Origin of the sequence: Gordonia rubripertincta (genome assembly GCF_038024875.1) — a bacterium.
Lineage (GTDB): Bacteria > Actinomycetota > Actinomycetes > Mycobacteriales > Mycobacteriaceae > Gordonia > Gordonia rubripertincta.
In genome coordinates this window covers 3,282,223-3,306,728 of the sequence record NZ_CP136136.1, presented here as the reverse complement: position 1 = coordinate 3,306,728, position 24,506 = coordinate 3,282,223, and the positions used below count along the sequence as shown (strand labels likewise).

Sequence of the window (24,506 nt, the reverse complement as noted above, 5' to 3'; positions counted from 1 at the left end):
AATGAACGCCGGTGGCGGCGCGTGCGCACCCGAGTGGTCGTCCATGCGCCGCCACCGAAGATCGTGTCGCCGATAACGCCGACACCGCACCCCGACGCGACTCCGACCGGGCTTCGACCTCCGGGCGTCTCGGATACACTGGCCCGCATGCCAGGTCCCGCACGGCAATTGCCCTTCGCGATCGTGATGCGCGGTTATGACCGTGAGCAGGTCGCCGACCATCTCCAGCGACTCGATGCCGAGTTGCGGGTTCTCGCCGCCGATCGCGACGCCGCCACCGCCAACGCTCACGAGCTCGCCTCCCATCTCGAAGAGGCGCGCGACGAGATCGCCGAACTCCGGCGCGAGATCGACAAGCTCTCAGTGCCGCCCACCACCGCTCAAGGAATGAGCGAGCGCCTCTCGCGGATGCTCCAGCTCGCGTCCGACGAGGCGTCGGAGATGCGTGCCGAGGCCTCCGCCGAAGCCGCCGAGACCCTGTCCATCGCACGCCAGGAAGCCGCCGACATGCGCTCCGAGGCGGCCGCCGAGGCCGAACGCATCCGCAGCGAGGCGCAGACGGCGGCGAAGAAGCTCGTCGACGAGGCGTCGGCCCGCGCCCGTCAGGTCAAGGAGACCGCCGCGGCCAACGAGTCCGAGTCTGCACGTCTCATCGCCGAACGCACCGCGGCGATGGAGGCAGAGCACACCAAGACGATGCAGGCGGCCAACGACGAGGCCCGTCGTATCGTCGACAAGGCGAAGGCGGAGGTCGCCGAGCTCGAGGCGGTCAGCGCCCGCGAACGCGCCGCCGAACGCGAACGTCAGGACGCCGAACTCGCCGACCAGCGCGAGCGTGCCCTCGACGAGGCGAGCCACATCCGGCAGACCGCGCTCGACATCGCCGGCGAACGTCTCAACCGGTCCCGTGAGATGGCTCAGGCTGCCGATCGCGCGCGTCAGGAGATCGCGGCCAACCTGGGTCAGCTCCGCGACAAGCTCGCCGAACTGCCCGAGTTGCTGGCGCAGCCGGAGGACTCCGAGTACGAGGTGCTCTCCGACACCGACGATCTCGAGCTGCTCAATCGCAAGCTGTCGCCGGAGGCCCGCGCCAACGCCTGAGCGGCGTTCTGCAGGTCGGGAACTCCGCGACCGGAGCTCCGTGGGCGGCTCAGAAGAGCCGGAACTCCGTGCTCTCCGCACCGCGCAGGGCTTCGTAATCCAGCACGACGCAACGGATTCCACGGTCTTCGGCAAGGGTTCGCGCCTGCGGCTTGATCTGCTGCGCGGCGAATACACCGGCCACCGGAGCCAGTGTGGTGTCACGGTTGAGCAGTTCCAGGTAGCGGGTGAGCTGCTCGACGCCGTCGATCTCGCCGCGCCGTTTGATCTCCACGGCGACGGTGGCGCCCGAGGCGTCGCGGCAGAGCAGGTCGACCGGTCCGATCGCCGTCATGTACTCGCGACGGATGAGGGTGTGGCCGGGCCCGAGGGTCTCCACGTGTTCGGCGAGCAGTTCCTGCAGATGCGCCTCGACGCCGTCCTTGACCAGACCCGGGTCGATGCCGAGTTCATGCTGTGAGTCGTGCTCGATCGATGCGATGGTGATCCGCAGTTCCTCGCCGGCCTTGTTGGTGACGACCCAGTAGGCCTCCGCCTCGGTGCCCTCGGGCACGGCGGCCTCGGTGAGCCAGCACGGCGGGCTCATCCAGTTCAGGGGCTTGTAGGCGCGGTCGTCGGCGTGGACGCTCACCGACCCGTCGGACTTGACCAGGAGCAGCCGCTTGGCCATGGGCAGATGGGCGGTCAGCCGCCCGACGTAATCGACCTGACACTCCGCGATGACGAGACGCACGAGCCCACCCTAGGGCATCGGCTGCGCCCTGCTCACGCCCCCGCGCCGGGGCTCCTCATGATCCTGGAGGCGGCCCCATAGATCCCCGAGGAGCGTCCGGAGCCTGCGGAGGACGCGTCACGAAGGGTCACTGGTCGTAGTAGTGCTTGAGCATGAAGGTCTCCGCGTCGATGACGGCATCCTCCATCGTCGTGTGGACGTGCGGAAGGGTCGGATCGAAGCCCTTGAGGTCGACCGGCGCATGGGGTGTCGGGGTGGTCCACTCCTCGCGCTGCCGTTCCACACTGGCCCGCACGACGCCGTCGGGATCGACCAGCGCGGCACGACGACCACTGTCGGCGAGCAGTCGTTTGATGCTGAGCACCATGGTTCGCGCGACCGCGTCGATGACACCGAGTCGCGAGATCTCCACGATCACCACGGTGAAGTCGTCCATGTCGGCCAGGAGGCGCCGATGAACGCTTTCGGCCCCGGCGAACGTCAGGTCGCCCTGCAACTCGTAGACGCGGATCATGTCGCGGCAGGTGCGTAGGTAGCTGCGCTCGCGTTCGCTCCATTCACCGGCCACCGGGGTGTCGGCCAGGTCGTAGACCGAGCGGATCGTCACCCGGCTCTCGCGGGTCACGTTGAACATGTGGAGCCCGAGGTCCTTCGACAGGTGCTGGCACGTCTTGACGCCGCGGACGCTGTTCCCGTGCTCGTCGAGGCGCGGCGAGTACACGCCGATGCCCAGTTGTCCCGGGAGGACGGCGAGGATTCCGCCGCCGACGCCACTCTTGGCCGGCAGGCCGACCGAGGTGACCCAGTCCCCCGCCCCGTCGTACATGCCGCACGTGGTCATCACGCTCAGCAGTCGCTGCGCTATCTCGGAGGAGAAGACCATCCGCCCGGTTCGGGGATTCATACCGCCGTTGGCGATCGTCGCGCCGATCCCGGCGAGATCGTCCGTCGTCACCCTGATCGAGCACTGGCGGTAGTAGAGGTCGATCGCGGCGTCGGGATCGGTTTCCAGCGCCCCGAAGCTGTCGAGCATGTAGGCGGTGGCACGGTTGCGCGAACCCGAGGCGGATTCGGAGGCGTACACGTCATCGTCCATCGAGAGTCGACGACCCGCACAGCCGGAGTAGAAGTCGAGGATCTCGCCGAAGGCATCGTCGATGTCGGCTTCACTCACCTCCCGGAAGGCCGGCAGCAGCATCGACGCCGCGAAGATCGCCCCGGCGTTGATCATCGGGTTCTTCGGACGTCGACGATCGTCGACGCTGATCTCGTTGAACGCCTCACCGGACGGTTCGACGCCGATCTTGCCGTCCACCACGTCCGCGCCGTGCTTGCGAAGTGCCATCGCGTACGTCAGCGGCTTGGACACCGACTGGATGGTGAAGGCGGCCGTGGCGTCTCCGTGCGAGTAGGTGTAGCCGTCGTGGACGCACAACGACAGCCCGTAGCCCTCGGGAGCGACGACGGCGAGCTCGGGGATGTAGTCGGCGACGTCGCCGGACCGGTACTCGCGGACTTCGTCCATGATGTGGCGGAGGTAGCCGTCGACAAGGGATTCCATGGGCCAATCTAAGCGTGTCCAGCGGTGATCGGGTAGCCGTCGCGACGCGCGCCGCGACGGGGCACACATCAGCCGTGAATAGGGCACGAACGTGACTAGGCTGGGACGCAGTGATGCCGCCGGAGAGGACAGAGATGGGAGCACCGATGAAGCTGCTCGTCGCATACATCGCCACCTCCGGGGGCGAGGACGCGGTGGCCCTGGGTGCGTGCCTGGCACGCACCTTCGACGCCGACCTCGAGATCTGCATCGTCATCCCGCCCGAACCGGCCGGCGCCGACGACGCGGTGGAGAGACTTTCCGATGCCCTCGACAGCGCGGCACGGCGCTGGCTCGACGAGGCGGCTGCCCGCCTGCCCGACGACATCGAGACCACGACGACCATCGCCGAGCACGCCAATCCGGCCGAGGGCCTCATCATCGAGGCCAGGCGCACCAATTCCGACATCCTCGTCATCGGCGGAGCCGGCGGAGGGATCAGAGGTCGGCACACCCTGGGAACGGTCGTCAACGACATCCTGCATTCGTCACCGATCCCGGTGGCGGTCGCGCCACCCGGTTTCGCGCATCTCGGCGCCGATGAGGTCCGGGAGATCACGGTGACCATCGGCGACCGCCCGGGTGCGCCCCTGCTGTTCGAGACCGCGATCCGCAGTGGCATCCGTGCCCATCGGCCGATCCGGTTGGTATCCATTCTCGCGATCGACGACATGCAGCCCTGGCGGAACGTCCCCGAGGACACCGCGATCGAATCTGCTCGCGCACATGCCCAACGGGCCCTCGACGAGGCGAGAACCAAACTCCCGGAGAACTTCCCGGTGACATCGACCGTCGCCCAGGGCTCCACCATCGAAGAGGCGGTCGAGTCACTCGAGTGGCACGACGGCGATCTGGTGATGGTCGGTTCGAGCCGGCTGGCTGCCCCGAACACGTTGTTCCTGGGCTCCACCGCCGCGAAGATCCTCCGCGCGGTATCGGTTCCGATAATCGTGGTGCCGAAGAGCACCGACTGACCATTCGCCGCCGGCGTGGGGTTGTGTAGAAGTAGTGCGGTTATCGCGCGTGGTGTTTCTACATTGTGGCGGGCCGTGTTCATGCGTGGAATGCATTGTGGCCCTACACGATTACTCGTGTAGGGCCACAATGGGATGTTGTGTTCGGCGGTGTCCTACTCTCCCACACTGATTAAGGTGCAGTACCATTGGCGCTGGAGGGCTTAGCTTCCGGGTTCGGAATGGGGCCGGGCGTTTCCCCTCCGCTATGGCCGCCGTAACTCTATGAAACAACCAACAAACCGGTCATTTGTTTGTTTGTGTGTTGTCTCAGAAGATGCATAGTGGATGCGAACACACCAAAAAGAGTGTTTTGGTGATGTTGTGGGTGTTGTTGGTAAGTCCTCGGCCGATTAGTACCAGTCACCTGAACACATTGCTGTGCGTACAGTTCTGGCCTATCAACCCCATGGTCTGTAGGGGGCCTTAACCCCGCAAAAGGGGGTGAGAAACCTCATCTTGGAACAGGCTTCCCGCTTAGATGCTTTCAGCGGTTATCCCTTCCGAACGTAGCTAACCAGCGGTGCCCCTGGCGGGACAACTGGCACACCAGAGGTTCGTCCGTCCCGGTCCTCTCGTACTAGGGACAGGTTTCCTCAAGTTTCTTACGCGCGCGGCGGATAGAGACCGAACTGTCTCACGACGTTCTAAACCCAGCTCGCGTGCCGCTTTAATGGGCGAACAGCCCAACCCTTGGGACCTACTCCAGCCCCAGGATGCGACGAGCCGACATCGAGGTGCCAAACCATCCCGTCGATATGGACTCTTGGGGAAGATCAGCCTGTTATCCCCGGGGTACCTTTTATCCGTTGAGCGACACCGCTTCCACTTGCCGGTGCCGGATCACTAGTCCCGACTTTCGTCCCTGCTCGACATGTACGTCTCACAGTCAAGCTCCCTTGTGCACTTACACTCAACACCTGATTGCCAACCAGGCTGAGGGAACCTTTGGGCGCCTCCGTTACTTTTTGGGAGGCAACCGCCCCAGTTAAACTACCCACCAGGCACTGTCCCTGAACCCGATCAGGGTCCGAGGTTAGAAGTCCAATACGATCAGAGTGGTATTTCAACAACGACTCCATGAACACTGGCGTGCCCACTTCACAGTCTCCCACCTATCCTACACAAACCGAACCGAACACCAATACCAAGCTATAGTGAAGGTCCCGGGGTCTTTTCGTCCTGCCGCGCGTAACGAGCATCTTTACTCGTACTGCAATTTCGCCGAGTCTGTGGTTGAGACAGCAGAGAAGTCGTTACGCCATTCGTGCAGGTCGGAACTTACCCGACAAGGAATTTCGCTACCTTAGGATGGTTATAGTTACCACCGCCGTTTACTGGGGCTTAAATTCTCAGCTTCACCACCGAAGTGATTAACCGGTCCTCTTAACCTTCCAGCACCGGGCAGGCGTCAGTCCGTATACATCGTCTTACGACTTCGCACGGACCTGTGTTTTTAGTAAACAGTCGCTTCTCTCTGGTCTCTGCGACCCACACCAGCTCAAGGAGTAAATCCCGTCACCAGGATGGGTCCCCCTTCTCCCGAAGTTACGGGGGCATTTTGCCGAGTTCCTTAACCACAGTTCTCTCGATCGCCTTAGTATTCTCTACCTGACCACCTGTGTTGGTTTGGGGTACGGGCCGTGTACCAACTCACTAGAGGCTTTTCTCGGCAGCATAGGATCATGGAATTCACCGCAACGGCTACGCATCACCTCTCAGGCTGCATGTGTTCCGGATTTGCCTAGAACACGCCCTACAGGCTTACACCAGTACAACCACTGACTGGCCCCACTACCTTCCTGCGTCACCCCATCGCTTGCCTACTACCAGCCAAGGTCCCATGCATCACCCCACCCGGCACCCGAAGGTGCTCCTGGGGGATCTGGATGGTTAGTACAACTGATTCAGCATGGGCGCGGATACACGGGTACGGGAATATCAACCCGTTGTCCATCGACTACGCCTGTCGGCCTCGCCTTAGGTCCCGACTCACCCTGGGCGGATTAGCCTGGCCCAGGAACCCTTGGTCATTCGGCGGAAGAGTTTCTCACTCTTCTTTCGCTACTCATGCCTGCATTCTCACTCCCACACCCTCCACCACTAGATCACTCTGTGGCTTCCACGGATGCAGGACGCTCCCCTACCCACCCACACACCTAGCCAATCCCCCATGAGGGAAAGGCGGGCTCTTGTGTGAGTGCCGCGGCTTCGGCGGTGTACTTGAGCCCCGCTACATTGTCGGCGCAGGATCACTTGACCAGTGAGCTATTACGCACTCTTTCAAGGGTGGCTGCTTCTAAGCCAACCTCCTGGTTGTCTTCGCGACCCCACATCCTTTTCCACTTAGTACACGCTTAGGGGCCTTAGCCGGCGATCTGGGCTGTTTCCCTCTCGACTACGAACCTTATCGCCCGCAGTCTCACTGCCACACTCTCACTTACCGGCATTCGGAGTTTGGCTGACGTCAGTAACCCTGTGGGGCCCATCGGCCATCCAGTAGCTCTACCTCCGGTAAGAAACATGTGACGCTGCACCTAAATGCATTTCGGGGAGAACCAGCTATCACGGAGTTTGATTGGCCTTTCACCCCTACCCACAGCTCATCCCCTCCATTTTCAACTGAAGTGGGTTCGGGCCTCCACGACGTCTTACCGTCGCTTCACCCTGGCCATGGGTAGATCACTCCGCTTCGGGTCTAGACCCGGCGACTCTTTCGCCCTATTCAGACTCGCTTTCGCTACGGCTACCCCACACGGGTTAACCTCGCCACCGAGCACTAACTCGCAGGCTCATTCTTCAAAAGGCACGCCATCACCCACAGCCACAAGGACTCACAGGCTCTGACGGATTGTAAGCGTCCGGTTTCAGGTACTATTTCACTCCCCTCCCGGGGTACTTTTCACCTTTCCCTCACGGTACTTGTCCGCTATCGGTCACCAGGAAGTATTCAGGCTTACCGGGTGGTCCCGGCAGATTCACAGCAGATTCCACGAGCCCGCTGCTACTTGGGCACCCATCACGCAAGACCATGTGTTTTCAGCTACCGGACTCTCACCGTCTACGGCAGACCATTCCAGGCCACTTCACCTAACACACGATTTTCTCACTCACGCTTCCACAGGTAGATGGAAGAAGATGAACCCCACAACACCACACACACAACCCCTACCCGGTATCACATGCGCATGGTTTAGCCTCATCCGCTTTCGCTCGCCACTACTCACGGAATCACTTTTGTTTTCTCTTCCTATGGGTACTGAGATGTTTCACTTCCCCACGTTCCCTCCACACCCCCTATACATTCAGAGGTGGGTAACACGACATCACTCGTGCTGGGTTTCCCCATTCGGACACCCTCGGATCACAGCTCGTTTGACAACTCCCCGAGGACTATCGCGGCCTACCACGTCCTTCATCGGCTCCTGGTACCAAGGCATCCACCGAACGCCCTTACACACTTACAACAACACCTACAAACCACCCCCACCCCACCAACCAGCTGCCCGAAGACAACCAACCAGCCGGCAAGGATCGAATGTAGACATCACAAAAACATTTTCTGCTAAATCACAGACCAACGTAAACGTTGATTTGAAATAAAGATGCTCGCATCCACTATGCACTTCTCAAACAACACACACCATGAGATCGTTGGCATCTCCGCACCCCATCACAGGACACCTCAACAACACCGCCAACCACACAGCTAGGTCAGAGCAAACACACACACCCGAAGGCATGCCGCGTGTTCTCTCAGAACCCCGATAGTGTGACGTGAACCCGCCGGCCTCACAGCCAAACGGTAACCCGACCTCGACATCATCTGACATCGCGATCATGTGGGTTGTCTGATGTTTCACCCTCGAACACACACCCACCGCACGGACATACGCCGGCAGAAATGGGTGATGTTGTGTGCTCCTTAGAAAGGAGGTGATCCAGCCGCACCTTCCGGTACGGCTACCTTGTTACGACTTCGTCCCAATCGCCGATCCCACCTTCGACAGCTCCCTCCACAAGGGTTAGGCCACCGGCTTCGGGTGTTACCGACTTTCATGACGTGACGGGCGGTGTGTACAAGGCCCGGGAACGTATTCACCGCAGCGTTGCTGATCTGCGATTACTAGCGACTCCGACTTCATGGGGTCGAGTTGCAGACCCCAATCCGAACTGAGACTGGCTTTAAGGGATTCGCTCCACCTCACGGTATCGCAGCCCTCTGTACCAGCCATTGTAGCATGTGTGAAGCCCTGGACATAAGGGGCATGATGACTTGACGTCATCCCCACCTTCCTCCGAGTTGACCCCGGCAGTCTCCTGCAAGTCCCCGGCATAACCCGCTGGCAATACAGGACAAGGGTTGCGCTCGTTGCGGGACTTAACCCAACATCTCACGACACGAGCTGACGACAGCCATGCACCACCTGTACACCAACCACAAGGGAACATGTATCTCTACATGCGTCTGGTGTATGTCAAACCCAGGTAAGGTTCTTCGCGTTGCATCGAATTAATCCACATGCTCCGCCGCTTGTGCGGGCCCCCGTCAATTCCTTTGAGTTTTAGCCTTGCGGCCGTACTCCCCAGGCGGGGTACTTAATGCGTTAGCTACGGCACGGAACTCGTGAAATGAGCCCCACACCTAGTACCCACCGTTTACGGCGTGGACTACCAGGGTATCTAATCCTGTTCGCTACCCACGCTTTCGCTCCTCAGCGTCAGTTACTACCCAGAGACCCGCCTTCGCCACCGGTGTTCCTCCTGATATCTGCGCATTTCACCGCTACACCAGGAATTCCAGTCTCCCCTGTAGTACTCAAGTCTGCCCGTATCGCCTGCACGCCTACAATTGAGTTGCAGAATTTCACAGACGACGCGACAAACCGCCTACGAGCTCTTTACGCCCAGTAATTCCGGACAACGCTCGCACCCTACGTATTACCGCGGCTGCTGGCACGTAGTTGGCCGGTGCTTCTTCTCCAGGTACCGTCACTCGCGCTTCGTCCCTGGTGAAAGAGGTTTACAACCCGAAGGCCGTCATCCCTCACGCGGCGTCGCTGCATCAGGCTTGCGCCCATTGTGCAATATTCCCCACTGCTGCCTCCCGTAGGAGTCTGGGCCGTGTCTCAGTCCCAGTGTGGCCGATCACCCTCTCAGGTCGGCTACCCGTCGTCGCCTTGGTAGGCCATTACCCCACCAACAAGCTGATAGGCCGCGGGCCCATCCTGAACCGCAAAAGCTTTCCACCAAACACCATGCGATGTAAGGTCATATCCGGTATTAGACCCAGTTTCCCAGGCTTATCCCAGAGTCCAGGGCAGATCACCCACGTGTTACTCACCCGTTCGCCACTCGAGTACCCAGCAAGCTGGGCCTTTCCGTTCGACTTGCATGTGTTAAGCACGCCGCCAGCGTTCGTCCTGAGCCAGGATCAAACTCTCCATGAAAAAATAGTGAAACAAAAACCAGCACCCACAAGCGCCAGCGTTTCAACACAATCAGGAAAGCAAACCTGACCAATCCAAAACTAGCAAATGTGACACCCCAGACGGGGCCGAGCGCCACACAAAAAACAAACATCCACATCAATAAAGATGCTCGATGCCAAAAAATGGCATCAGACAATTCATCATCACACTATCGAGTTCTCAAAGAACACACACCCACCAGCTACACACCCCCACAAGGGCTCTCACCAGCAGACCAGGTTCAGACTATCCGCGTCACACCCGTCTCCGGGGCAACTCTTCCAGCCTACCAGACCCCCACCACGACCCGCAAACCCGAAGTTCGCGACCCACACCAGAGACCCAGCCACCCCGCACAACATCTACAAGACATCAAGTCTCACGATCAAAGTACAGGGGCGGTCAGCAACAAACCCGATCTCCACTCCCCATCACCAGACCCTCTCAGGCCGGCCGGGGCGGCGCCGTGGCGCGCTGACTCGAAGAAAGTTACGCAACCGATTCGCCAGGGTCAAATCGCCAGGTGACCACCCGCCGCGTTGAACATCGCCGCAGGTCACGGTCCGCCGAGGCACGCCGAAACCGGCTGTAGGGCGCCCCTTTTCGGCGGATCCGCCGATGTGACGTGCGCCGCAGAACCATCCTTTCGGACAGGTGGCGACCCCCGCTCGGTCAGTTATGCGCAGGTCAGGATCTTTCTACGGTCGATTCATGACCACCATCGATCAGTCGACGACCGTCCGGGCTGCGCTTCTCGACTCATCTGACGTGCGCGAACGCGAGCCGCGGATTCTCCGATCTGCGCTTGTCCCCACCGGTTTCGCGCGCTGCGGCCTCCTATCGTGGCGCCGGGTGGCCGGCATCCTCCAGATCGCGCACCCCTTCGACGAGGAGACGATCTCCGACTCGGTGGTCGTCGACGGTCTGGTGTCACTGGTCGACGCCGGTGTCCTGTCAGGACAAGAGCAGTTCGAATCAGCTGCGGTGGGCATCATCCGGACCTCTGCGGGCACGTCCGCCGACGCATGGTCGGCGTTCTACGACAACTCGATCCGTGAACTCCGCTGCGGCACTTCGGCGTTCGCACCGGTGCACCGGCGGGCGCACTCGCTCGTCACCGGTTCGGCGGTGCTCGAGGTCGGTTCGTGCTTCGGCTTCTTCGCGCTGGCCTGCGCGATGGACGGGCTCGACGTGTCGGCCTGCGACATCTCGCCGGGCGCCATCTCCCTGCTCTCGTGCGCAGCGCGTCGACTCGGACTGCCGGTCGACGCGTGCGTCGGCGACGCCACCGCGCTCCCCTACGACGACGACTCCGTGGACACGGTCTCGCTCATCCATCTGCTGGAGCATCTCGACACCCCCGGTGTGAAGGCAGCGCTGTCGGAGGCCCTGCGGGTGGCGAGGCGACGCGTGATCGTGGCGGTTCCTTTCGAGGAGGAGCCCAGTCCACACTTCGGGCATCGTCTTCGACTGACCGAGAAGGACCTGCACACCTGGGCCGGCAGCGTCGCGCACTCCGGGGCCCAGGTTTTCCTCGACCACGGCGGATGGCTGATCCTCACCCCGTGAGGACCGCCGGTCAGATGAGACCGCGTTTGCTGGCGATGTAGACCGCGTCGGTCCGCTTGGTGACGCCGAGCTTGCGAATGATGTTGCGTATGTGGAACTTCACGGTCGACTCGGAGATGTAGAGCGTCTCCCCGATCCGCTTGTTGGACATGCCGTCGGCCAACAGTCGCAGGACCTCGCGTTCGCGATCGCTGAGCGTCTCGGTGGTATCCGCCTCCCCCGACACCGTTCGCAACACCACCGCAGCACTTCGAGGATCGAACGCACTACCGCCGGTGGACACCGCCTGGATCGCGCGTACCAGTTCGGTGGTGTCGACGTCCTTCACCACGTATCCCCGTGCACCGGCGCGGACCGCGCGCACGACCAGGTCGTCGTCGAGGAAGGTGGTGAGCACGAGCGCCGCGACCTCCGGGTGGCGCTGGGCGATGTCCTTGATCAGGCGCAGCCCTTCGTACTCGGTTCCCGCAGACAGCTTGAGATCCACGACCACGACGTCCGGTCGGCATGCGTTCACCTCGACGAGCGCGGCGTCGTGCGAGCCGGCCTCCCCGACCACCTCGACCACGTCCTCCCGCTCGAGAAGTGAGCGCATCCCTTCCCGGAGCAGCGCGTGGTCGTCGACGAGCAGTGTCCGGATCGGCCGGACCTGCTTACCCCGGCTGGTCGTGTCCCCGGGCGTCTTGTCGGTGCTCATGAGAACTCCCTGGTCGTCGTTCCGGGATCGGATGCGGTCGGCAGGATCGCGGTCACGCGGATGCCGCCCGCCCGCGACCGGCGGATCCGGACCTCGCCGTCGAGTTCGGACGCACGCGAGGCCATGTTCGCCAGACCGCGATGACGTCCGGCGGCAAGGTCGCCGAGCGACGCGGTCCGCAGAACGCGCCGGAGGTGTTCGGGGTCGCCGACCCCGTCGTCGTCGACGGACAGCGATACCCGGTCCGGCGTGTAGGTGAGCGTCACGGTGACCTCGGTCGCGCGCGCGTGGATCGCGGCGTTGAACAGTGCCTCCCCGGCGATTCGGAGCAGCGCGTGCTGGACGTCGTCGGTCAGTTCACGGGAGCGCCCCCGGATTCGGACCGCGGTCGTCAGGTCCGGCGGCATGTGCAACGAGCACAGTTCGGTGAGGACCTCGTGGACACTCGGCGACGGCACGCTCGCGGCGTTGTTCAGCGCGTAGATGAACGTCCGCAGCTGCTCGACCGCCTCCTTCGTAAGGCGGCCGGCCATCTGCAACCGTTCGAGTGCTGCCCCGTCGACGAGGTCGCGACACAGCTCGATCTGTACTCCCGCGGACAGCACCGACTGGGTCACCGAGTCGTGCAGCTCGCGGGCGATCCGCGACCTCTCCTCGTTGAGGACCGTGGCCCGCATCGCGGCGGACAGTTCACGTTGGGTGCGTTCGAGCTCGTCGTTCCGTTCGGCCAGTTCCGCTGCGTGGCGATGTGTTTCGGAGAAGAGCTCGGCGTTGAGCAGGGCGACGATCGCCTGGCTGGCCAGAATCCGCAGGACCACGACGTCGGTCGGGTCGACGACCCGGTCGGACGGCGTCCACGCGGACAGGCCGCCGACGACGTTGCCGTCGAGCTCGACCGGCACGTGCACGTGGTCCTCGGAAAGGATCGGGCCGTGCAGCAGCGGCTCGTGGCCGCGCAGGATGTCGTTCAGGCGGTTCAGCACCTCGTCGGGCAGGCCGTCGGGCGGCGAGGCCGTCGCCGAACCCTCGAAGGCGTAGAGCCGGCCGCTGCCGGAGCTGATCAGGTGGCGCGGGGCAGACCGTTCGAGCCGCCCGTCGGCGAGGCCGAAGACCACCCACTCGGCGCCCAGGTGGTCGCGGGCGGCCTCGACCACCGCGATGACCAGCGCCTCGGGGCCCTCGGCGGTACGGACCAACGCCCGTGAGATCCGTTCCAATGCACCGACCACCCGGCTCAGCCGGGCCTCGACCCCGCGGTACTGCGCGTAATGACTGCCCTTGACGCTGCGGAGGCCGACGAGGCTCTCGAGGTCGGAACGGGCCGGTTCCCGTTCGGGGTCGGGCCGCGCGGCGCCGGCCATCACAGTGCCTCGGCATACAGGTCTCGGATCCCCGCCGCCTGTGGCCGGCGCGGGTTGGTGGTCATGCACGAATCCGCGAGGGCGTGCGTGGTGAGGCGGTCGAGGTCGTCGGCGCGAACCCCTAACGGCTCCAACGACTCCGGCATGCCGACCCGGGCCCCCAGCCCCGCCACGGCGTCGGCCAGGCGGTCGGCGACCATGCGTGCGTTCCCGTCCGTGGACAGGCCGATCGCCCCGGCGAGGTCGACGAACCCGTCGGCGCACACCTCCGCGTTGTAACGGATGACATGCGGCAGCAGGACCGCGTTGATCGCCCCGTGGGGTGCGTCGCACTGCCCGCCGACCGGGTGGCTCATCGCATGCGTCGCGCCGAGGATCGCATTGGTGAACGCCATCCCGGCCCGCAGCGATGCGAGCGACATCTCCTCGGCAGCGACCTCGTCCAGCGGGTTGTCGACGAGCCGCTCGAGGTGGGTCCAGACGCCGCGGATCGATTCCAGCGCAAGCGAATCGGTCATGCGACCGTGCGCGAGCGAGACATATGCCTCGACGCAGTGCGTCAGGACGTCCATGCCGACCTGGGCGGTGACCTCGGCCGGCACCGTGGTCAGCAGTTGCGGATCGCTCACCGACAGATCCGGCACGAGTGAGCGGCCGATGATGGTGACCTTGGTGCGGCGCTCGGCGTCGTTGATGATGCAGAACTGAGAGACGTCGGCGCCGCTGCCCGCGGTGGTGGGCACGGCGACGAGCGGCGGCAGGGGCCGGTGGGCGCGGTCGATGCCCTCGTACTCCAGGATGTGGCCGCCGTTGGACGCGAGTACCGCGACCCCCTTGGCGGCGTCGATGACCGATCCGCCGCCGAGCGCCACGAGGCCGTCCGCGTCGTGCGAGTTGTACGCCAGGAACGCGGCGGCGACCTCACCGGCGCGCGGGTTGGGCGACACATCGAGGAAGGCTGCGGCGTGCAGACCGGCGTCGGCCAACCCTGCCATCAGCTGTGCGTACCAGGGGGTGCCCTCCAGGCCACGGTCGCTCACCACCAGCGGGCGGCGCATCCCGAGGCCAGAGGTGGCGAGCGGTACCTCGCCGAACGCGCCCGGTCCGAGCACGATCTCGGGGGCGTGGAACTTGGCGACATGACCGGCGCTGCGTCGGCGAGTGCCACCCTGCATCCGTTGTCCTCCGATCACCGCGGGCCGCTGATGTCGCTGTGCGCGACCCGCACATCCGACGCTACTCACGTCACCTCAGCGCTGCACCAAGTTCATCACAGCGCGCAAGCATCTCGGCGCCGTCCCGCACGCTGACCACGCCGCTGCAGTGCTCGGCGTAGTCGGCCATCGCACAGCCCGTCTGGGACCAGTACCGCGACGGCTCCGGGGTCACCCATGCGAGCCGGTGCGCGCGTCGACCGATCTCGGCGACGAGGTCGGTGCGCGCGTCGAATCCGTTGCTGCGCGCGTCACCGACGACGAGCACCGAGGTACGCGGTGTGATGAGATCGCCGAACTCGCCCAACAACCCGGCGAACATCTGTCCGTAGTCACTCGTCGCGGCCAGGTCGAGTCCGTCGGCGGCGAGCACCGCGGCCAGTGCGGAGTCGGCGGACGCCGCCCGGAGCGCCGTCGTGACGCGCACCGGCCGGTCGACGAAGGCGATGACCTCGCAACGGTCGCCGAAGCGGTGCAGGGTCTGGGCGAGCCGCAGGATGAAGCCGGTGACCGGCCGGACCGACAGCGAGACGTCGACCAGGACCAGCAGGCGCACCGGACCCGGCCGCGGACGCCGGCGCCACAGTTCGGCCGGCACCCCGTCGGTCGCCACCGCGGCGCGCATCGTGGCGCGGATGTCGAGGCTCCCGCGGTCTCCGGGACGGATCACGCGGCGCGGTGCACCGCGCATGCGCTGGACGAGCCGGTGGCAGGCGCGGTCGATGTCCGCCTGCTCGGTGCGCACCGGTGCGGCCTGACCGAGTGCGTCGCCCAGGGCGATCCCGGCCGCCTCGAGGCGTGCGGTGAACGCATCGACGAAGGCCGCCAGCGCCCGCTCGAGTTCGACGCGACGCGCGTCGTCGAGGTCGGCGTTCCCGTCGGTGCCGTAGGCGCTGCGCGGGTCGTAGGCGTCGAGCGCGGCCAGGATCGCGGCCGCGCCCGTCAGACCCAGCGGGGTGGACTCCACCCGGGCCGCGGCACCGGTGAGTTCACCCACCGTGGCCGAATCGGCGGAGTCGATCTCGACGGTATAGGTCACGCCCCCGCTCACCGAACCGCTGTCCGGGTCGACGCCGAGTTGCTCGGCACCGGCGGAGACGGTGAAGTCGTTCTCCTCGCGATGGGCGCTCTCGCCGTGACGCTCACCCGCGTCGGGATCGGGCGCCATCAGGTCGCCGATCTCCTCGGTGTGCTCGTCCGCGCCGATACGGCGGGCCGCCCCCTCGAACTCCTCGTCCCAGATGACATCGTCGGGCAGCTCAGCGGCGGCGCCCCGCGGCCGGGGCAGCTCCGCTTCCCGACCGGCCCCGGGCTCGGCGTCGAGGAAGAAGACGTCGAAGACATGCTCGAAACCCTCTGTCTCGTAACCGTATTTGACCGAGACGCTACGCAGGGCCGCGCGCAGCACGGCACGGTCTCCGGCCCCGACCATGGCCAGCGTCCGGCGGATCTCGATCACCTCCGCGGGCGACGCCGCGACCCCGGCACTGCGCAACGCCTGCCCGAACAGGACCGCGAGCACGTCGAGGATCTCGCCGCGGCGGACGTTTCCCTTCGCCGGCGTGAGCACGGTCATCGGCCCGCGTGGACCCCGGCGCTGCGGGCCCGGCCCGCACCGAACGCCCGGGCCGTGACCGAGCCCTGCGGCGTCGTGCCGTCGACCCCGACCTCGGCGACGGCGGTGTCGGCGGGGGCCGGCGACAACACACGACGGGCGAGGTCGAGGTCGGTGCCGAACTTGACCAGCAAGGAGAGCAATGCGGCGTCGACGGGAGCGGGTTCGGAACCGGCCTCCGGGCGGGGGCCGGTGGTCTTGAGGTAGGAGGCCGCCCGGGCGGCGTCGATGACCTCGGCGATCGACGGGCTCTTGCGCAGCGGCAGATCGCGGAGCCGCCGGGCGAGGTCGACGACCTCACCGATGACCTCGTCCTCGATGTCGGGCGCCCGCACGGCGACGATGGCGCGCTCGGTCTCGGGGTCCGGATAGTCGACCTGGAAGTGCAGGCACCTGCGTTTGAGAGCCGGAGAGAGTTCGCGGGTGTCGTTGGAGGTCAGGATCACCCACGGCGACGACCGCGCGGTGAACGTGCCGAGCTCGGGTACCGACACCTGGCGCTCGGCGAGCACCTCGAGCATGACCGCCTCCATCGCCTCGTCGGTGCGATCGATCTCGTCGACGAGGAGCACGGTGGGGGTGGTCGAGGTGATCGCGGCCAGCAGCGGCCGGGCCACCAGGAAGTCCTCGGTGTACACCCCGACCTCGGTGCGCGCCAGGGCTGCCGACGCCGCCGAAAGGCTTGTCTCCGCGGCCAACTCGGCGCTGATGCGATCGCGCAGCATCTGCACGTGCAGCAGCTGGCGGGCATAGTCCCATTCGTAGAGGGCACGCGAGTCGTCGAGGCCCTCGTAACACTGCAGGCGGATGAGCTCGCGCCCCGACGCCGCGGCCAGCGCCTTGGCCAGTTCGGTCTTGCCGACGCCGGCCGGCCCCTCGAGGAGCAGCGGGCGGTCGAGCAGAGTCGCCAGGTGCACGACGACCGCCAGCTCGGGTCCGATGAGGTATCCCTGCTCGCCCAGGGCGGCGGTCAGTTCCTCTGCGGAGGTGAAGCGGGCGGTCTCGTCGGCATCCGCCAGGCGGGCCAGACCGGTGGAGGTGTGCGTCATCGGGTCGCCAGACCTTCCTTCGTCGGATCGATATGTGGGACGGAAGGGCGTGCCCCGGGAGGGATTTCCCCTCCCGGGACACGGCTCCGTCACGGGCGTCGTGGGGGCGGTCGACGCCCGGGGCGTGATCAGTAGCTGCCGGTGAAGGCGTGCGTGACCATCGGGATCAGCGATTCGACGGTGCTCTCGCGGGGGTTGCCCGGGGTGCACCAGTCACCCATCATGTGCTCGGCGATGGCGCGGATCTGCTTCTCCGAGGTGTCGATGCCCTCGCCGCGGCCCTCGTACTTGCCGGTGTTCATCCGGTTCTTCTCGTAGCTGTTGGTCGACAGCTGCCCGAAGTTGTCCGGGATGCCCAGGTCCTTCGACAGGCGGATGGCCTCCTCGACTGCGGCGTCGGCGGCCTGGACGGTGGTCATCTTGGAGGTGTCGACGCCGAGCAGCGCGGCGATCTCGGCGTAGCGCTCGAAGCGGGAGGGCAGGTTGTACTCCCACACGCGGGGAAGCGCGATGGCGTTGTTGAGGCCGTGATGGCTGTCGTAGAAGGCGCTCACCGCGTGGGACAGGCTGTGCACCAGGCCGAGACCGCCGGAGTTGAATGCCTGAGCGGAGATGTACTGGGCGTACATCATTCCGGTGCGCGCCGCGAGGTTGCGCGGGTCGTACACCGCGGTTCGGAGGTGATCGCGGATGAGCTCGATCGAGTACTTCGCGTTGCCGAGCGACGGCGCGAAGTCCAGGCGCGAGACGTACGGCTCACTGGCGTGGGCGAGAACGTCGAAACCGCAGAAGGCGGTGAAGTGCTCGGGGCACGAGTAGTAGAGCAGCGGGTCGTCCATCGCCAGGTCGACAAGACAGGTGTCGTCGAAGGCCACCCACTTGTGCGGATTGTTCATGTCCGAGGTGTCGGTGATGACGTACGCCCAGGACGTCTCGGAACCGGTGCCGGCGGTGGTCGAGACCGCGATGTGCTTCGGGTTCTCCTTGTTGGTGGCCTTGGAGAAGCCCTCGAACTCGTTGATGTTGCGGCCGTCGTGCGCGATCACCATGCGGGCGCCCTTGGCGGCGTCGTGGCTCGAACCACCGCCGACCGAGATGATGCCGTCGCACTTCTCCGACTGGTACAGCGCGGCGGCGTCCATGACGTTGTAGTCCTTGGGATTGGACTCCACCTGGTCGAAGAGGACCACGTCGACACCCTGGTACTCGATCTTGCCGATCAGTTCCTCGATGATGCCCGACCCGCGGAGGCCGGTCGTCATCAGCAGGGCACGGGTAATGCCCAGCTCCTTGGCCTCGACACCGAGCATGTCGTGCGCACCGACGCCCAGCTTCGCCTTCGGGAACGGGTGGAACTCCTTGATCGGGAAGTCCCAGATCTGGTTCAGCTCAATGGCCATGGGGGTGAACTCCTTGTGACGGTTGGGTCTGTCACAACGAGAATGTCGCTCAGATCACAACGGCCACAAGGGGTCCTGACCCTTGGTGGGCAGGGTGGGTCCAACGGGACGGGGGTACCACCTGTCCGATCGGACAGGTTGGCACGCGCGAGTCAGTCGGAGACGCGCTCGATCTCGCCGCCGAGGCTGCGGAGGATCTCCACGAAGTGCGGGTAGCCGCGGTCGATGTGTTCGACGTCGTGCACCTCGGTGACGCCGTCGGCGACGAGGCCCGCGAGCACCAAGCCGGCGCCGGCGCGGATGTCCGAGCACCAGACAGGTGCGCTGGAGAGCTTCTCGATACCGCGGATGACCGCATGGTGGCCGTCGGTGCGTGCATCCGCGCCGAGGCGGACCATCTCCTCGACGAAGCGGAATCTCGCCTCGAAGACGTTCTCGGTGATGACGGACATGCCATCGGAGATGGCGGCCAGGCCGATCGCCATCGGCTGCAGGTCGGTGGGGAAACCGGGGAACGGCAGCGTCGAGACGTTGACCGCGACCGGCCGGCTGTCATGACGCACCCGGAACCCGTCGTCGAACGTGTCGACCCGGGCGCCGGTGTCGACGAGCTTGTTGAGCACGAGCTGCAGGTGCTCGGGCAGCACGCCCCGGACGGTCACGTCACCGCGCGTCATCGCGGCGGCTATGCCCCAGGTGGCGCCGACGATGCGGTCCCCCACCACACGGTGGGTCGTGGGATGCAGACGGTCGACGCCGTTCACGGTCAGCGTCGACGTGCCGGCGCCCTCGATCTGCGCACCCATCTGCTGCAACATCACACAGAGGTCGACGATCTCCGGCTCGCGGGCGGCGTTGTCGATGGTCGTCTGGCCCTCCGCGAGGACCGCAGCCATCAGGATGTTCTCCGTGGCACCCACCGACGGGAACTCGAGCGCGATCGGCGCGCCGACGAGCGCGTCGGCCTCGGCCACCACGCAACCGTGCTCGATCGAGCTGGTTGCGCCCAACGCGCGCAGACCCGCCTGATGCATGTCCAGGGGCCGCGACCCGATCGCGTCACCGCCCGGAAGCGCCACGACGGCACGATGGCAGCGGGCCATCAACGGCCCGAGGACGCACACCGAGGCGCGGAACTGGCGGACGGCCGCGAAATCGGCATGGAACTTCGGTTCGGCCGGGGCCGTGATCGAGACGGTGTCGGCCTCCGTCTCCACGACGGCACCCAGACCGCGCAGGACGTCGGCCATCAACGGCACGTCGGCGATCTCGGGTGCGTTGGTCAGCACCGTCGTCCCCTCGGCCAGCAACGCCGCCGCCATCAGCTTCAGCACGCTGTTCTTGGCGCCACCCACCGACACCTCACCGGACAGACGTGCCCCGCCCGTCACCAGAAACCGATCGCTCACGCATGCCACCTTATCCGCCGCCGACCGACGCTCATCGCACGCAGTACATTCAACGCATGGCAGTTCACCTGACGAGGATCTACACCCGCACCGGCGACGACGGTTCGACCGGTTTGAGTGACTTCTCGCGCGTCCCCAAGACCGATCCGCGCGTTGTCGCCTATGCCGACTGTGACGAAGCCAACGGCGCGATCGGCATGGCGTTGGCTCTCGGCGGTGACGTACCCGCAGACATCGCCGCGGTGTTGTCCACGGTGCAGAACGACCTGTTCGACGCCGGCGCCGACCTGTCCTCGCCGATCGTCGAGAACCCGGAGTATCCGCCGCTGCGGATCGCCCAGGAGTACATCGACGCCCTCGAGGGCTGGTGCGACGACTTCGGCGCCGACCTTCCGCCGCTGGACTCGTTCATCCTGCCTGGCGGAACCCCGCTGGCTGCACTACTTCATCAGGCGCGCACGGTGACCCGTCGCGCGGAACGTTCGGCGTGGGCCGCGGTGGCCGCCTATCCGGACAACACGAGCGTCCTTCCGGCGAAGTACCTCAACCGCCTGTCCGACCTGCTCTTCATCCTGTCGCGAGTGGCCAACCGGGCTCCCGACGGCACCCTCGGTGACGTGAAGTGGGTTCCGGGCGGCAACCGAGAGCGTCCGGAGTCGTCCGACAGCTGACGTCCGCGCCCCGGTAGGCCCCGGAGACAGGAAGATCCCGCCGGTCTCGCGGGCTCAGGCGCTCTTGCGCCGCTGTGACCGCGCAGACTGCCGGGACTCCAGCCAGGACTGGAAGGCTGTCACCGCGCCCGGGCCCATGGCGAGCTCGTAACCGTCCTTGCCTTTGATGTCCTGGCCCGCACCATCGGAACCCTTGCCGATGGTGGGGGTCTTGCCGGTCGTCTGTACCTGCAGGATCACCATGCCGTCGAGGATCTCCGTCTCGGTTCCCTCGGGGCGTCGCCGGCCCGCGATCTCGATGCCCTGACGGGCGAAGGTGACGTTGGGGCCCGGACGCAGTGAGGCCAGCCGGTAGTAGCGCAACGAGTTGTCGCTGTAGTGCACAGTGCCGTGACGCCAGCCGTGATCGACCTCTGCCGGGATGGTGCGCAGCAGGATCGGGGTACCCACGCGCCGGAGCTGAGCCAGACGCACCGCCAGCAGTACACACGCGATGACGGCGACCGCCAGCAGCACACTGAGCAACACGACCAGCAGCGTCATCACCTACTCCTTTGTGCGGTCACCACATATATCCGGTCCACCGTCGGGGATCCTGATCGAGGATGGACGGAATGCCCGACAAGCGGGACAAGGGCTGTGGATCCAGCATGCCAGAACACGCACATCGGACGCGAAACGACCTCGGCCGGTCATCGGACGTGAATCCGATGACCGGCCGAGGTGACCGTCGCGCGAGCGAGGGCGTTACTTCGAAAGGTGCTGTGCCGCAGTCAAACGCGCGTGAGCACGGTGGTACTCCGGGGAGTCCGGCTCAGCCTGCTCGAGTGCGGTCTTCTCCGCGTTGATGTCGACGTCGTCGGCCCAGTCGGCCGATTCCGCCAGCACCGTGACGGCCTCGCCGGTGACGGACAGGAATCCGCCCTCGACCGCGGCCGCGCGGCGATTGCCGTTCTCCTCGACGATCACCACGAAGCCACCCGGGACCAGCTGGCCCAGGAGCGGCTCGTGGTTGGCCAGGATGCCCAGCTCGCCGACCGTGGTCTGCGCGATGAGGAACGTGGCCTCGCCCGAGTACAGGCTCGAATCCGCGGAGACAACCTCCACGTGGAAGGACTTCTCAGCCATGGATTACCGCTACTTTCCGGCGATCTTGGCGGCGGCGGCCTCCACGTCGTCGAGTCCACCGCAGCTGTTGAACGCCTGCTCGGGCAGGTGGTCGAACTCGCCCTTGGCGACACGGTCGAATGCCTCGATGGTGTCCGAGAGCGGGACGACCGAGCCCTTCTGACCGGTGAACTTCTCGGCGACGAGGAAGTTCTGGCCGAGGAACTTCTGGATACGGCGAGCACGCTGCACCGTGACCTTGTCCTCTTCGGAGAGCTCGTCCATACCGAGGATGGCGATGATGTCCTGCAGCTCCTTGTACTTCTGCAGGATGCGCTTGACCTCGTTGGCGACGCGGAAGTGCTCGTCGCCCACGATCGAGGCCTCGAGGATTCGCGAGGTCGAGGTCAGCGGGTCCACGGCCGGGTAGATACCCAGCTGCGAGATCGGACGCGAGAGCTCGGTGGTCGCATCGAGATGCGCGAAGGTGGTCGCCGGCGCCGGGTCGGTGTAGTCGTCGGCGGGGACGTAGATCGCCTGCAGCGAGGTGATCGAGCGGCCCTTGGTCGAGGTGATGCGCTCCTGGAGCTCGCCCATCTCGTCGGCCAGGGTCGGCTGGTAACCCACCGCGGACGGCATACGGCCGAGGAGGGTCGAGACCTCCGAGCCGGCCTGCGTGAAGCGGAAGATGTTGTCGATGAACAGCAGCACGTCCTGGTGCTTCACATCGCGGAAGTACTCCGCCATGGTCAGCGCCGACAGAGCCACGCGCATACGCGTGCCCGGCGGCTCGTCCATCTGACCGAACACCAAGGCGGTGTCCTGGAGAACGCCCATCTCCTCCATCTCGAGGTGGAGGTCGGTGCCCTCACGCGTGCGCTCGCCGACGCCGGCGAACACCGAGGTGCCGGAGAACTCACGCGCGATACGCGTGATCATCTCCTGGATGAGGACGGTCTTGCCGACGCCCGCACCACCGAACAGACCGATCTTGCCGCCCTTGACGTACGGGGTCAGCAGGTCGATGACCTTGATGCCGGTCTCGAGGATCTCGGTCTTGCCCTCGAGCTCGTCGAAGGCCGGCGGCTTGCGGTGGATGCTCCACTGCTCGCCGTCGCGACCCAGGCCGGGGCTGTCGAGGCAGTCGCCGAGGGCGTTGAAGACGTGGCCCTTCACGACGTCGCCGACCGGCACGACGATGGACTTGCCGGTGTCAGAGACGGCCGCACCGCGGACGAGGCCGTCGGTGGGCTGCATCGAGATGGTGCGCACCAGGTTGTCACCGAGGTGCTGCGCGACCTCGAGGGTCAGGGTCTTGGCAACCGAGGAGAGGGTGACCTCGGCGTGCAGGGCGTTGAACAGCTCAGGGATCGAGCCCCGGGGGAACTCGACGTCGACCACGGGGCCGATGATGCGGACGACCCGCCCGTCGGCGGAACCCGCCGACTGCGCGGAGGGGTTTTCTACTGCTGCGGTCATGGTGCTTGGGTCACTTCCTCTTGATCGAAGTATTGGTTCTCGTCGTCAGGACTCGGGGGCGCAGAGGCTACGTGGCCAGTGCGCTCGAACCACCGACGATCTCGCTGATTTCCTGGGTGATCTGGGCCTGGCGGAGCTGGTTGGCCTCACGCGACAGCGTCTTGGCCAGTTCCTCGGCGTTGTCGGTCGCCGCCTTCATGGCGGTACGCCGAGCAGCCGACTCCGACGCGGCCGAATCCAGCAGTGCCGCGTACACCCGCGTTGCCACGTACTTCGGCAGCAGCGCGTCGAGCAGCGCATCCGCACCCGGCTCGAACGTGTAGTTCCGCGAGGGGGTGTCGTCGGACGGATCGTCGTCCTCGGACACGACCAGCGGCGCCACCCGGCGGACCTCCGGCACCTGCGACAGCATCGACTGGAACCGGGTGTAGACCAGGTGCAGTTCGTCGACGCCCTCGAGGACGCCGTCGCCACCCGGACGCTCGACCTCGGTACCCGAGCCGGCCACGAACAGATCCACCAGGAACTGCGTCGCGGTGCTGGCGTCGGAGTACTTCGGGGCCTCCGAGAAGCCGGTCCACGAATCCGAGACGGTCAGGCCGCGGAAGTTGAAGAACCCCACACCCTTTCGACCCATCACGAACAGCACGGCTTCCTTGCCCTCCTCGCGCAGCAGCGCGATGAGCTCACGGGTCGCCTTGAGCACGTTGGCGTTGTAGCCACCGCACATACCGCGATCGCTGGTCACCACCAGGATGGCTGCACGCTTGGGATTCTCGCGTTCGTTCAGCAGCGGGTTGTCCAGGTAACCCGAGTTGCTCGCGAGCTCGGAGAGCACCGTCGTCATCTCTTCCGAGTACGGCTTCGCCGCCGCGACGCGACCCTGGGCCTTCGTGATCCGCGAGGTCGCGATCAGCTCCTGAGCCTTGGTGATCTTCTTGGTCGACTGGACCGACCGGATGCGTGAGCGCAGCTCACGAATGCTGGCCATGAGCCCTCACCCCTTCCTTATCGCAA

At 65.2% G+C, this 24,506-nt stretch carries 17 protein-coding genes and 3 rRNA genes; 4 read left to right on the top strand and 16 right to left on the bottom strand.

The genetic code is table 11. The features are described from left to right. The first annotated feature begins 147 nt into the window (after positions 1-147). On the top strand, positions 148-1,101 hold the full coding sequence (locus RVF83_RS15040) for a hypothetical protein (RefSeq protein WP_005199900.1): 954 nt from the start codon (positions 148-150) through the stop codon (positions 1,099-1,101). 49 nt (positions 1,102-1,150) lie between these two features. Here the strand turns inward: RVF83_RS15040 and nucS are convergent, their stop codons facing one another. Beyond that, positions 1,151-1,834 (bottom strand): endonuclease NucS, encoded by a 684-nt coding sequence (nucS, locus tag RVF83_RS15035; protein WP_005199901.1) that lies wholly within the window; start codon positions 1,832-1,834, stop codon positions 1,151-1,153. A gap of 127 nt (positions 1,835-1,961) precedes the next feature. Further along, a complete protein-coding gene (gene glsA, locus RVF83_RS15030) occupies positions 1,962-3,395 on the bottom strand; it encodes a glutaminase A (RefSeq protein WP_168432673.1) in 1,434 nt (477 codons plus the stop codon). A gap of 146 nt (positions 3,396-3,541) precedes the next feature. On the opposite strand from glsA, the gene RVF83_RS15025 reads away from it, so the two are divergent. Continuing rightward, positions 3,542-4,408: a universal stress protein gene (locus RVF83_RS15025; RefSeq protein WP_039879820.1), complete on the top strand. Its 867-nt coding sequence runs from the start codon at positions 3,542-3,544 to the stop codon at positions 4,406-4,408. A 142-nt stretch (positions 4,409-4,550) separates the two neighbouring features. Here RVF83_RS15025 and rrf read toward each other — a convergent pair. The 3 genes from rrf to RVF83_RS15010 form a co-directional block, all read right to left on the bottom strand. Beyond that, positions 4,551-4,667 (bottom strand): 5S ribosomal RNA (gene rrf / locus RVF83_RS15020). A gap of 113 nt (positions 4,668-4,780) precedes the next feature. Continuing rightward, positions 4,781-7,914: ribosomal RNA gene (locus RVF83_RS15015) — 23S ribosomal RNA — on the bottom strand. Between the two features lie 462 nt (positions 7,915-8,376). After that, positions 8,377-9,897, bottom strand: a 16S ribosomal RNA gene (locus tag RVF83_RS15010). The 16S, 23S and 5S rRNA genes sit together here, the layout of an rRNA operon. Positions 9,898-10,629: 732 nt before the next feature. Between RVF83_RS15010 and mftM the strand changes: the two genes are divergently transcribed. After that, entirely contained in the window at positions 10,630-11,487 is an 858-nt protein-coding gene (mftM, locus tag RVF83_RS15005; RefSeq protein ID WP_005194806.1) for a mycofactocin oligosaccharide methyltransferase MftM, read from the top strand. A gap of 10 nt (positions 11,488-11,497) precedes the next feature. Here the strand turns inward: mftM and RVF83_RS15000 are convergent, their stop codons facing one another. From RVF83_RS15000 to murA, 7 genes are all read right to left on the bottom strand, one after another. Beyond that, the gene (locus RVF83_RS15000) at positions 11,498-12,184 is read right to left on the bottom strand and encodes a MadR family response regulator transcription factor (protein ID WP_005194808.1); all 687 of its coding nucleotides are present in this window, start codon (positions 12,182-12,184) and stop codon (positions 11,498-11,500) included. Then, a complete protein-coding gene (locus RVF83_RS14995; RefSeq protein ID WP_039879904.1) occupies positions 12,181-13,545 on the bottom strand; it encodes a MadS family sensor histidine kinase in 1,365 nt (454 codons plus the stop codon). Before RVF83_RS14995 ends, RVF83_RS15000 begins: the two co-directional genes overlap by 4 nt. After that, positions 13,545-14,720 carry an iron-containing alcohol dehydrogenase gene (locus RVF83_RS14990; protein ID WP_005194812.1) on the bottom strand — a complete coding sequence of 392 codons (1,176 nt, stop codon included), beginning with the start codon at positions 14,718-14,720 and terminating at the stop codon, positions 13,545-13,547. Before RVF83_RS14990 ends, RVF83_RS14995 begins: the two co-directional genes overlap by 1 nt. A 70-nt stretch (positions 14,721-14,790) precedes the next feature. Further along, positions 14,791-16,335 carry a MadC family VWA domain-containing protein gene (madC, locus tag RVF83_RS14985; protein ID WP_005194815.1) on the bottom strand — a complete coding sequence of 515 codons (1,545 nt, stop codon included), beginning with the start codon at positions 16,333-16,335 and terminating at the stop codon, positions 14,791-14,793. Beyond that, the gene (locus tag RVF83_RS14980) at positions 16,332-17,423 is read right to left on the bottom strand and encodes a MadB family AAA-type ATPase (RefSeq protein ID WP_005194816.1); all 1,092 of its coding nucleotides are present in this window, start codon (positions 17,421-17,423) and stop codon (positions 16,332-16,334) included. The genes madC and RVF83_RS14980 overlap by 4 nt, the downstream gene beginning before the upstream one ends. 128 nt (positions 17,424-17,551) lie before the next feature. Then, a complete protein-coding gene (gene mdo, locus RVF83_RS14975) occupies positions 17,552-18,823 on the bottom strand; it encodes an NDMA-dependent methanol dehydrogenase (RefSeq protein ID WP_005194818.1) in 1,272 nt (423 codons plus the stop codon). 152 nt (positions 18,824-18,975) lie between these two features. Continuing rightward, a complete protein-coding gene (murA, locus tag RVF83_RS14970; protein ID WP_005194820.1) occupies positions 18,976-20,232 on the bottom strand; it encodes a UDP-N-acetylglucosamine 1-carboxyvinyltransferase in 1,257 nt (418 codons plus the stop codon). 56 nt (positions 20,233-20,288) lie between these two features. Between murA and RVF83_RS14965 the strand changes: the two genes are divergently transcribed. Continuing rightward, on the top strand, positions 20,289-20,903 hold the full coding sequence (locus RVF83_RS14965) for a cob(I)yrinic acid a,c-diamide adenosyltransferase (protein ID WP_035750784.1): 615 nt from the start codon (positions 20,289-20,291) through the stop codon (positions 20,901-20,903). 54 nt (positions 20,904-20,957) lie between these two features. Here the strand turns inward: RVF83_RS14965 and RVF83_RS14960 are convergent, their stop codons facing one another. The 4 genes from RVF83_RS14960 to RVF83_RS14945 all read right to left on the bottom strand — a co-directional run bounded on the left by RVF83_RS14960 (position 20,958) and on the right by RVF83_RS14945 (position 24,480). Beyond that, the gene (locus RVF83_RS14960) at positions 20,958-21,446 is read right to left on the bottom strand and encodes a DUF2550 domain-containing protein (protein WP_005194823.1); all 489 of its coding nucleotides are present in this window, start codon (positions 21,444-21,446) and stop codon (positions 20,958-20,960) included. 204 nt (positions 21,447-21,650) lie between these two features. Beyond that, the gene (locus tag RVF83_RS14955) at positions 21,651-22,031 is read right to left on the bottom strand and encodes a F0F1 ATP synthase subunit epsilon (protein WP_005194830.1); all 381 of its coding nucleotides are present in this window, start codon (positions 22,029-22,031) and stop codon (positions 21,651-21,653) included. A 9-nt stretch (positions 22,032-22,040) separates the two neighbouring features. Beyond that, entirely contained in the window at positions 22,041-23,489 is a 1,449-nt protein-coding gene (gene atpD, locus RVF83_RS14950; protein ID WP_005194831.1) for a F0F1 ATP synthase subunit beta, read from the bottom strand. A 67-nt stretch (positions 23,490-23,556) separates the two neighbouring features. Beyond that, on the bottom strand, positions 23,557-24,480 hold the full coding sequence (locus RVF83_RS14945; RefSeq protein WP_005194832.1) for a F0F1 ATP synthase subunit gamma: 924 nt from the start codon (positions 24,478-24,480) through the stop codon (positions 23,557-23,559). Positions 24,481-24,506 lie beyond the last annotated feature (26 nt).

Excerpts from the sequence above, each read along its gene's own strand:
- RVF83_RS15040 (WP_005199900.1), top strand. The coding sequence starts at position 148 with ATGCCAGGTCCCGCACGGCAATTGCCCTTCGCGATCGTGATGCGCGGT.
- glsA (WP_168432673.1), bottom strand. The coding sequence starts at position 3,395 with ATGGAATCCCTTGTCGACGGCTACCTCCGCCACATCATGGACGAAGTC.
- RVF83_RS15025 (WP_039879820.1), top strand. The coding sequence starts at position 3,542 with ATGAAGCTGCTCGTCGCATACATCGCCACCTCCGGGGGCGAGGACGCG.
- mftM (WP_005194806.1), top strand. The coding sequence starts at position 10,630 with ATGACCACCATCGATCAGTCGACGACCGTCCGGGCTGCGCTTCTCGAC.
- RVF83_RS15000 (WP_005194808.1), bottom strand. The coding sequence starts at position 12,184 with ATGAGCACCGACAAGACGCCCGGGGACACGACCAGCCGGGGTAAGCAG.
- RVF83_RS14995 (WP_039879904.1), bottom strand. The coding sequence starts at position 13,545 with ATGGCCGGCGCCGCGCGGCCCGACCCCGAACGGGAACCGGCCCGTTCC.
- RVF83_RS14990 (WP_005194812.1), bottom strand. The coding sequence starts at position 14,720 with ATGCAGGGTGGCACTCGCCGACGCAGCGCCGGTCATGTCGCCAAGTTC.
- madC (WP_005194815.1), bottom strand. The coding sequence starts at position 16,335 with ATGACCGTGCTCACGCCGGCGAAGGGAAACGTCCGCCGCGGCGAGATC.
- RVF83_RS14980 (WP_005194816.1), bottom strand. The coding sequence starts at position 17,423 with ATGACGCACACCTCCACCGGTCTGGCCCGCCTGGCGGATGCCGACGAG.
- mdo (WP_005194818.1), bottom strand. The coding sequence starts at position 18,823 with ATGGCCATTGAGCTGAACCAGATCTGGGACTTCCCGATCAAGGAGTTC.
- RVF83_RS14965 (WP_035750784.1), top strand. The coding sequence starts at position 20,289 with ATGGCAGTTCACCTGACGAGGATCTACACCCGCACCGGCGACGACGGT.
- RVF83_RS14960 (WP_005194823.1), bottom strand. The coding sequence starts at position 21,446 with ATGACGCTGCTGGTCGTGTTGCTCAGTGTGCTGCTGGCGGTCGCCGTC.
- RVF83_RS14955 (WP_005194830.1), bottom strand. The coding sequence starts at position 22,031 with ATGGCTGAGAAGTCCTTCCACGTGGAGGTTGTCTCCGCGGATTCGAGC.
- atpD (WP_005194831.1), bottom strand. The coding sequence starts at position 23,489 with ATGACCGCAGCAGTAGAAAACCCCTCCGCGCAGTCGGCGGGTTCCGCC.
- RVF83_RS14945 (WP_005194832.1), bottom strand. The coding sequence starts at position 24,480 with ATGGCCAGCATTCGTGAGCTGCGCTCACGCATCCGGTCGGTCCAGTCG.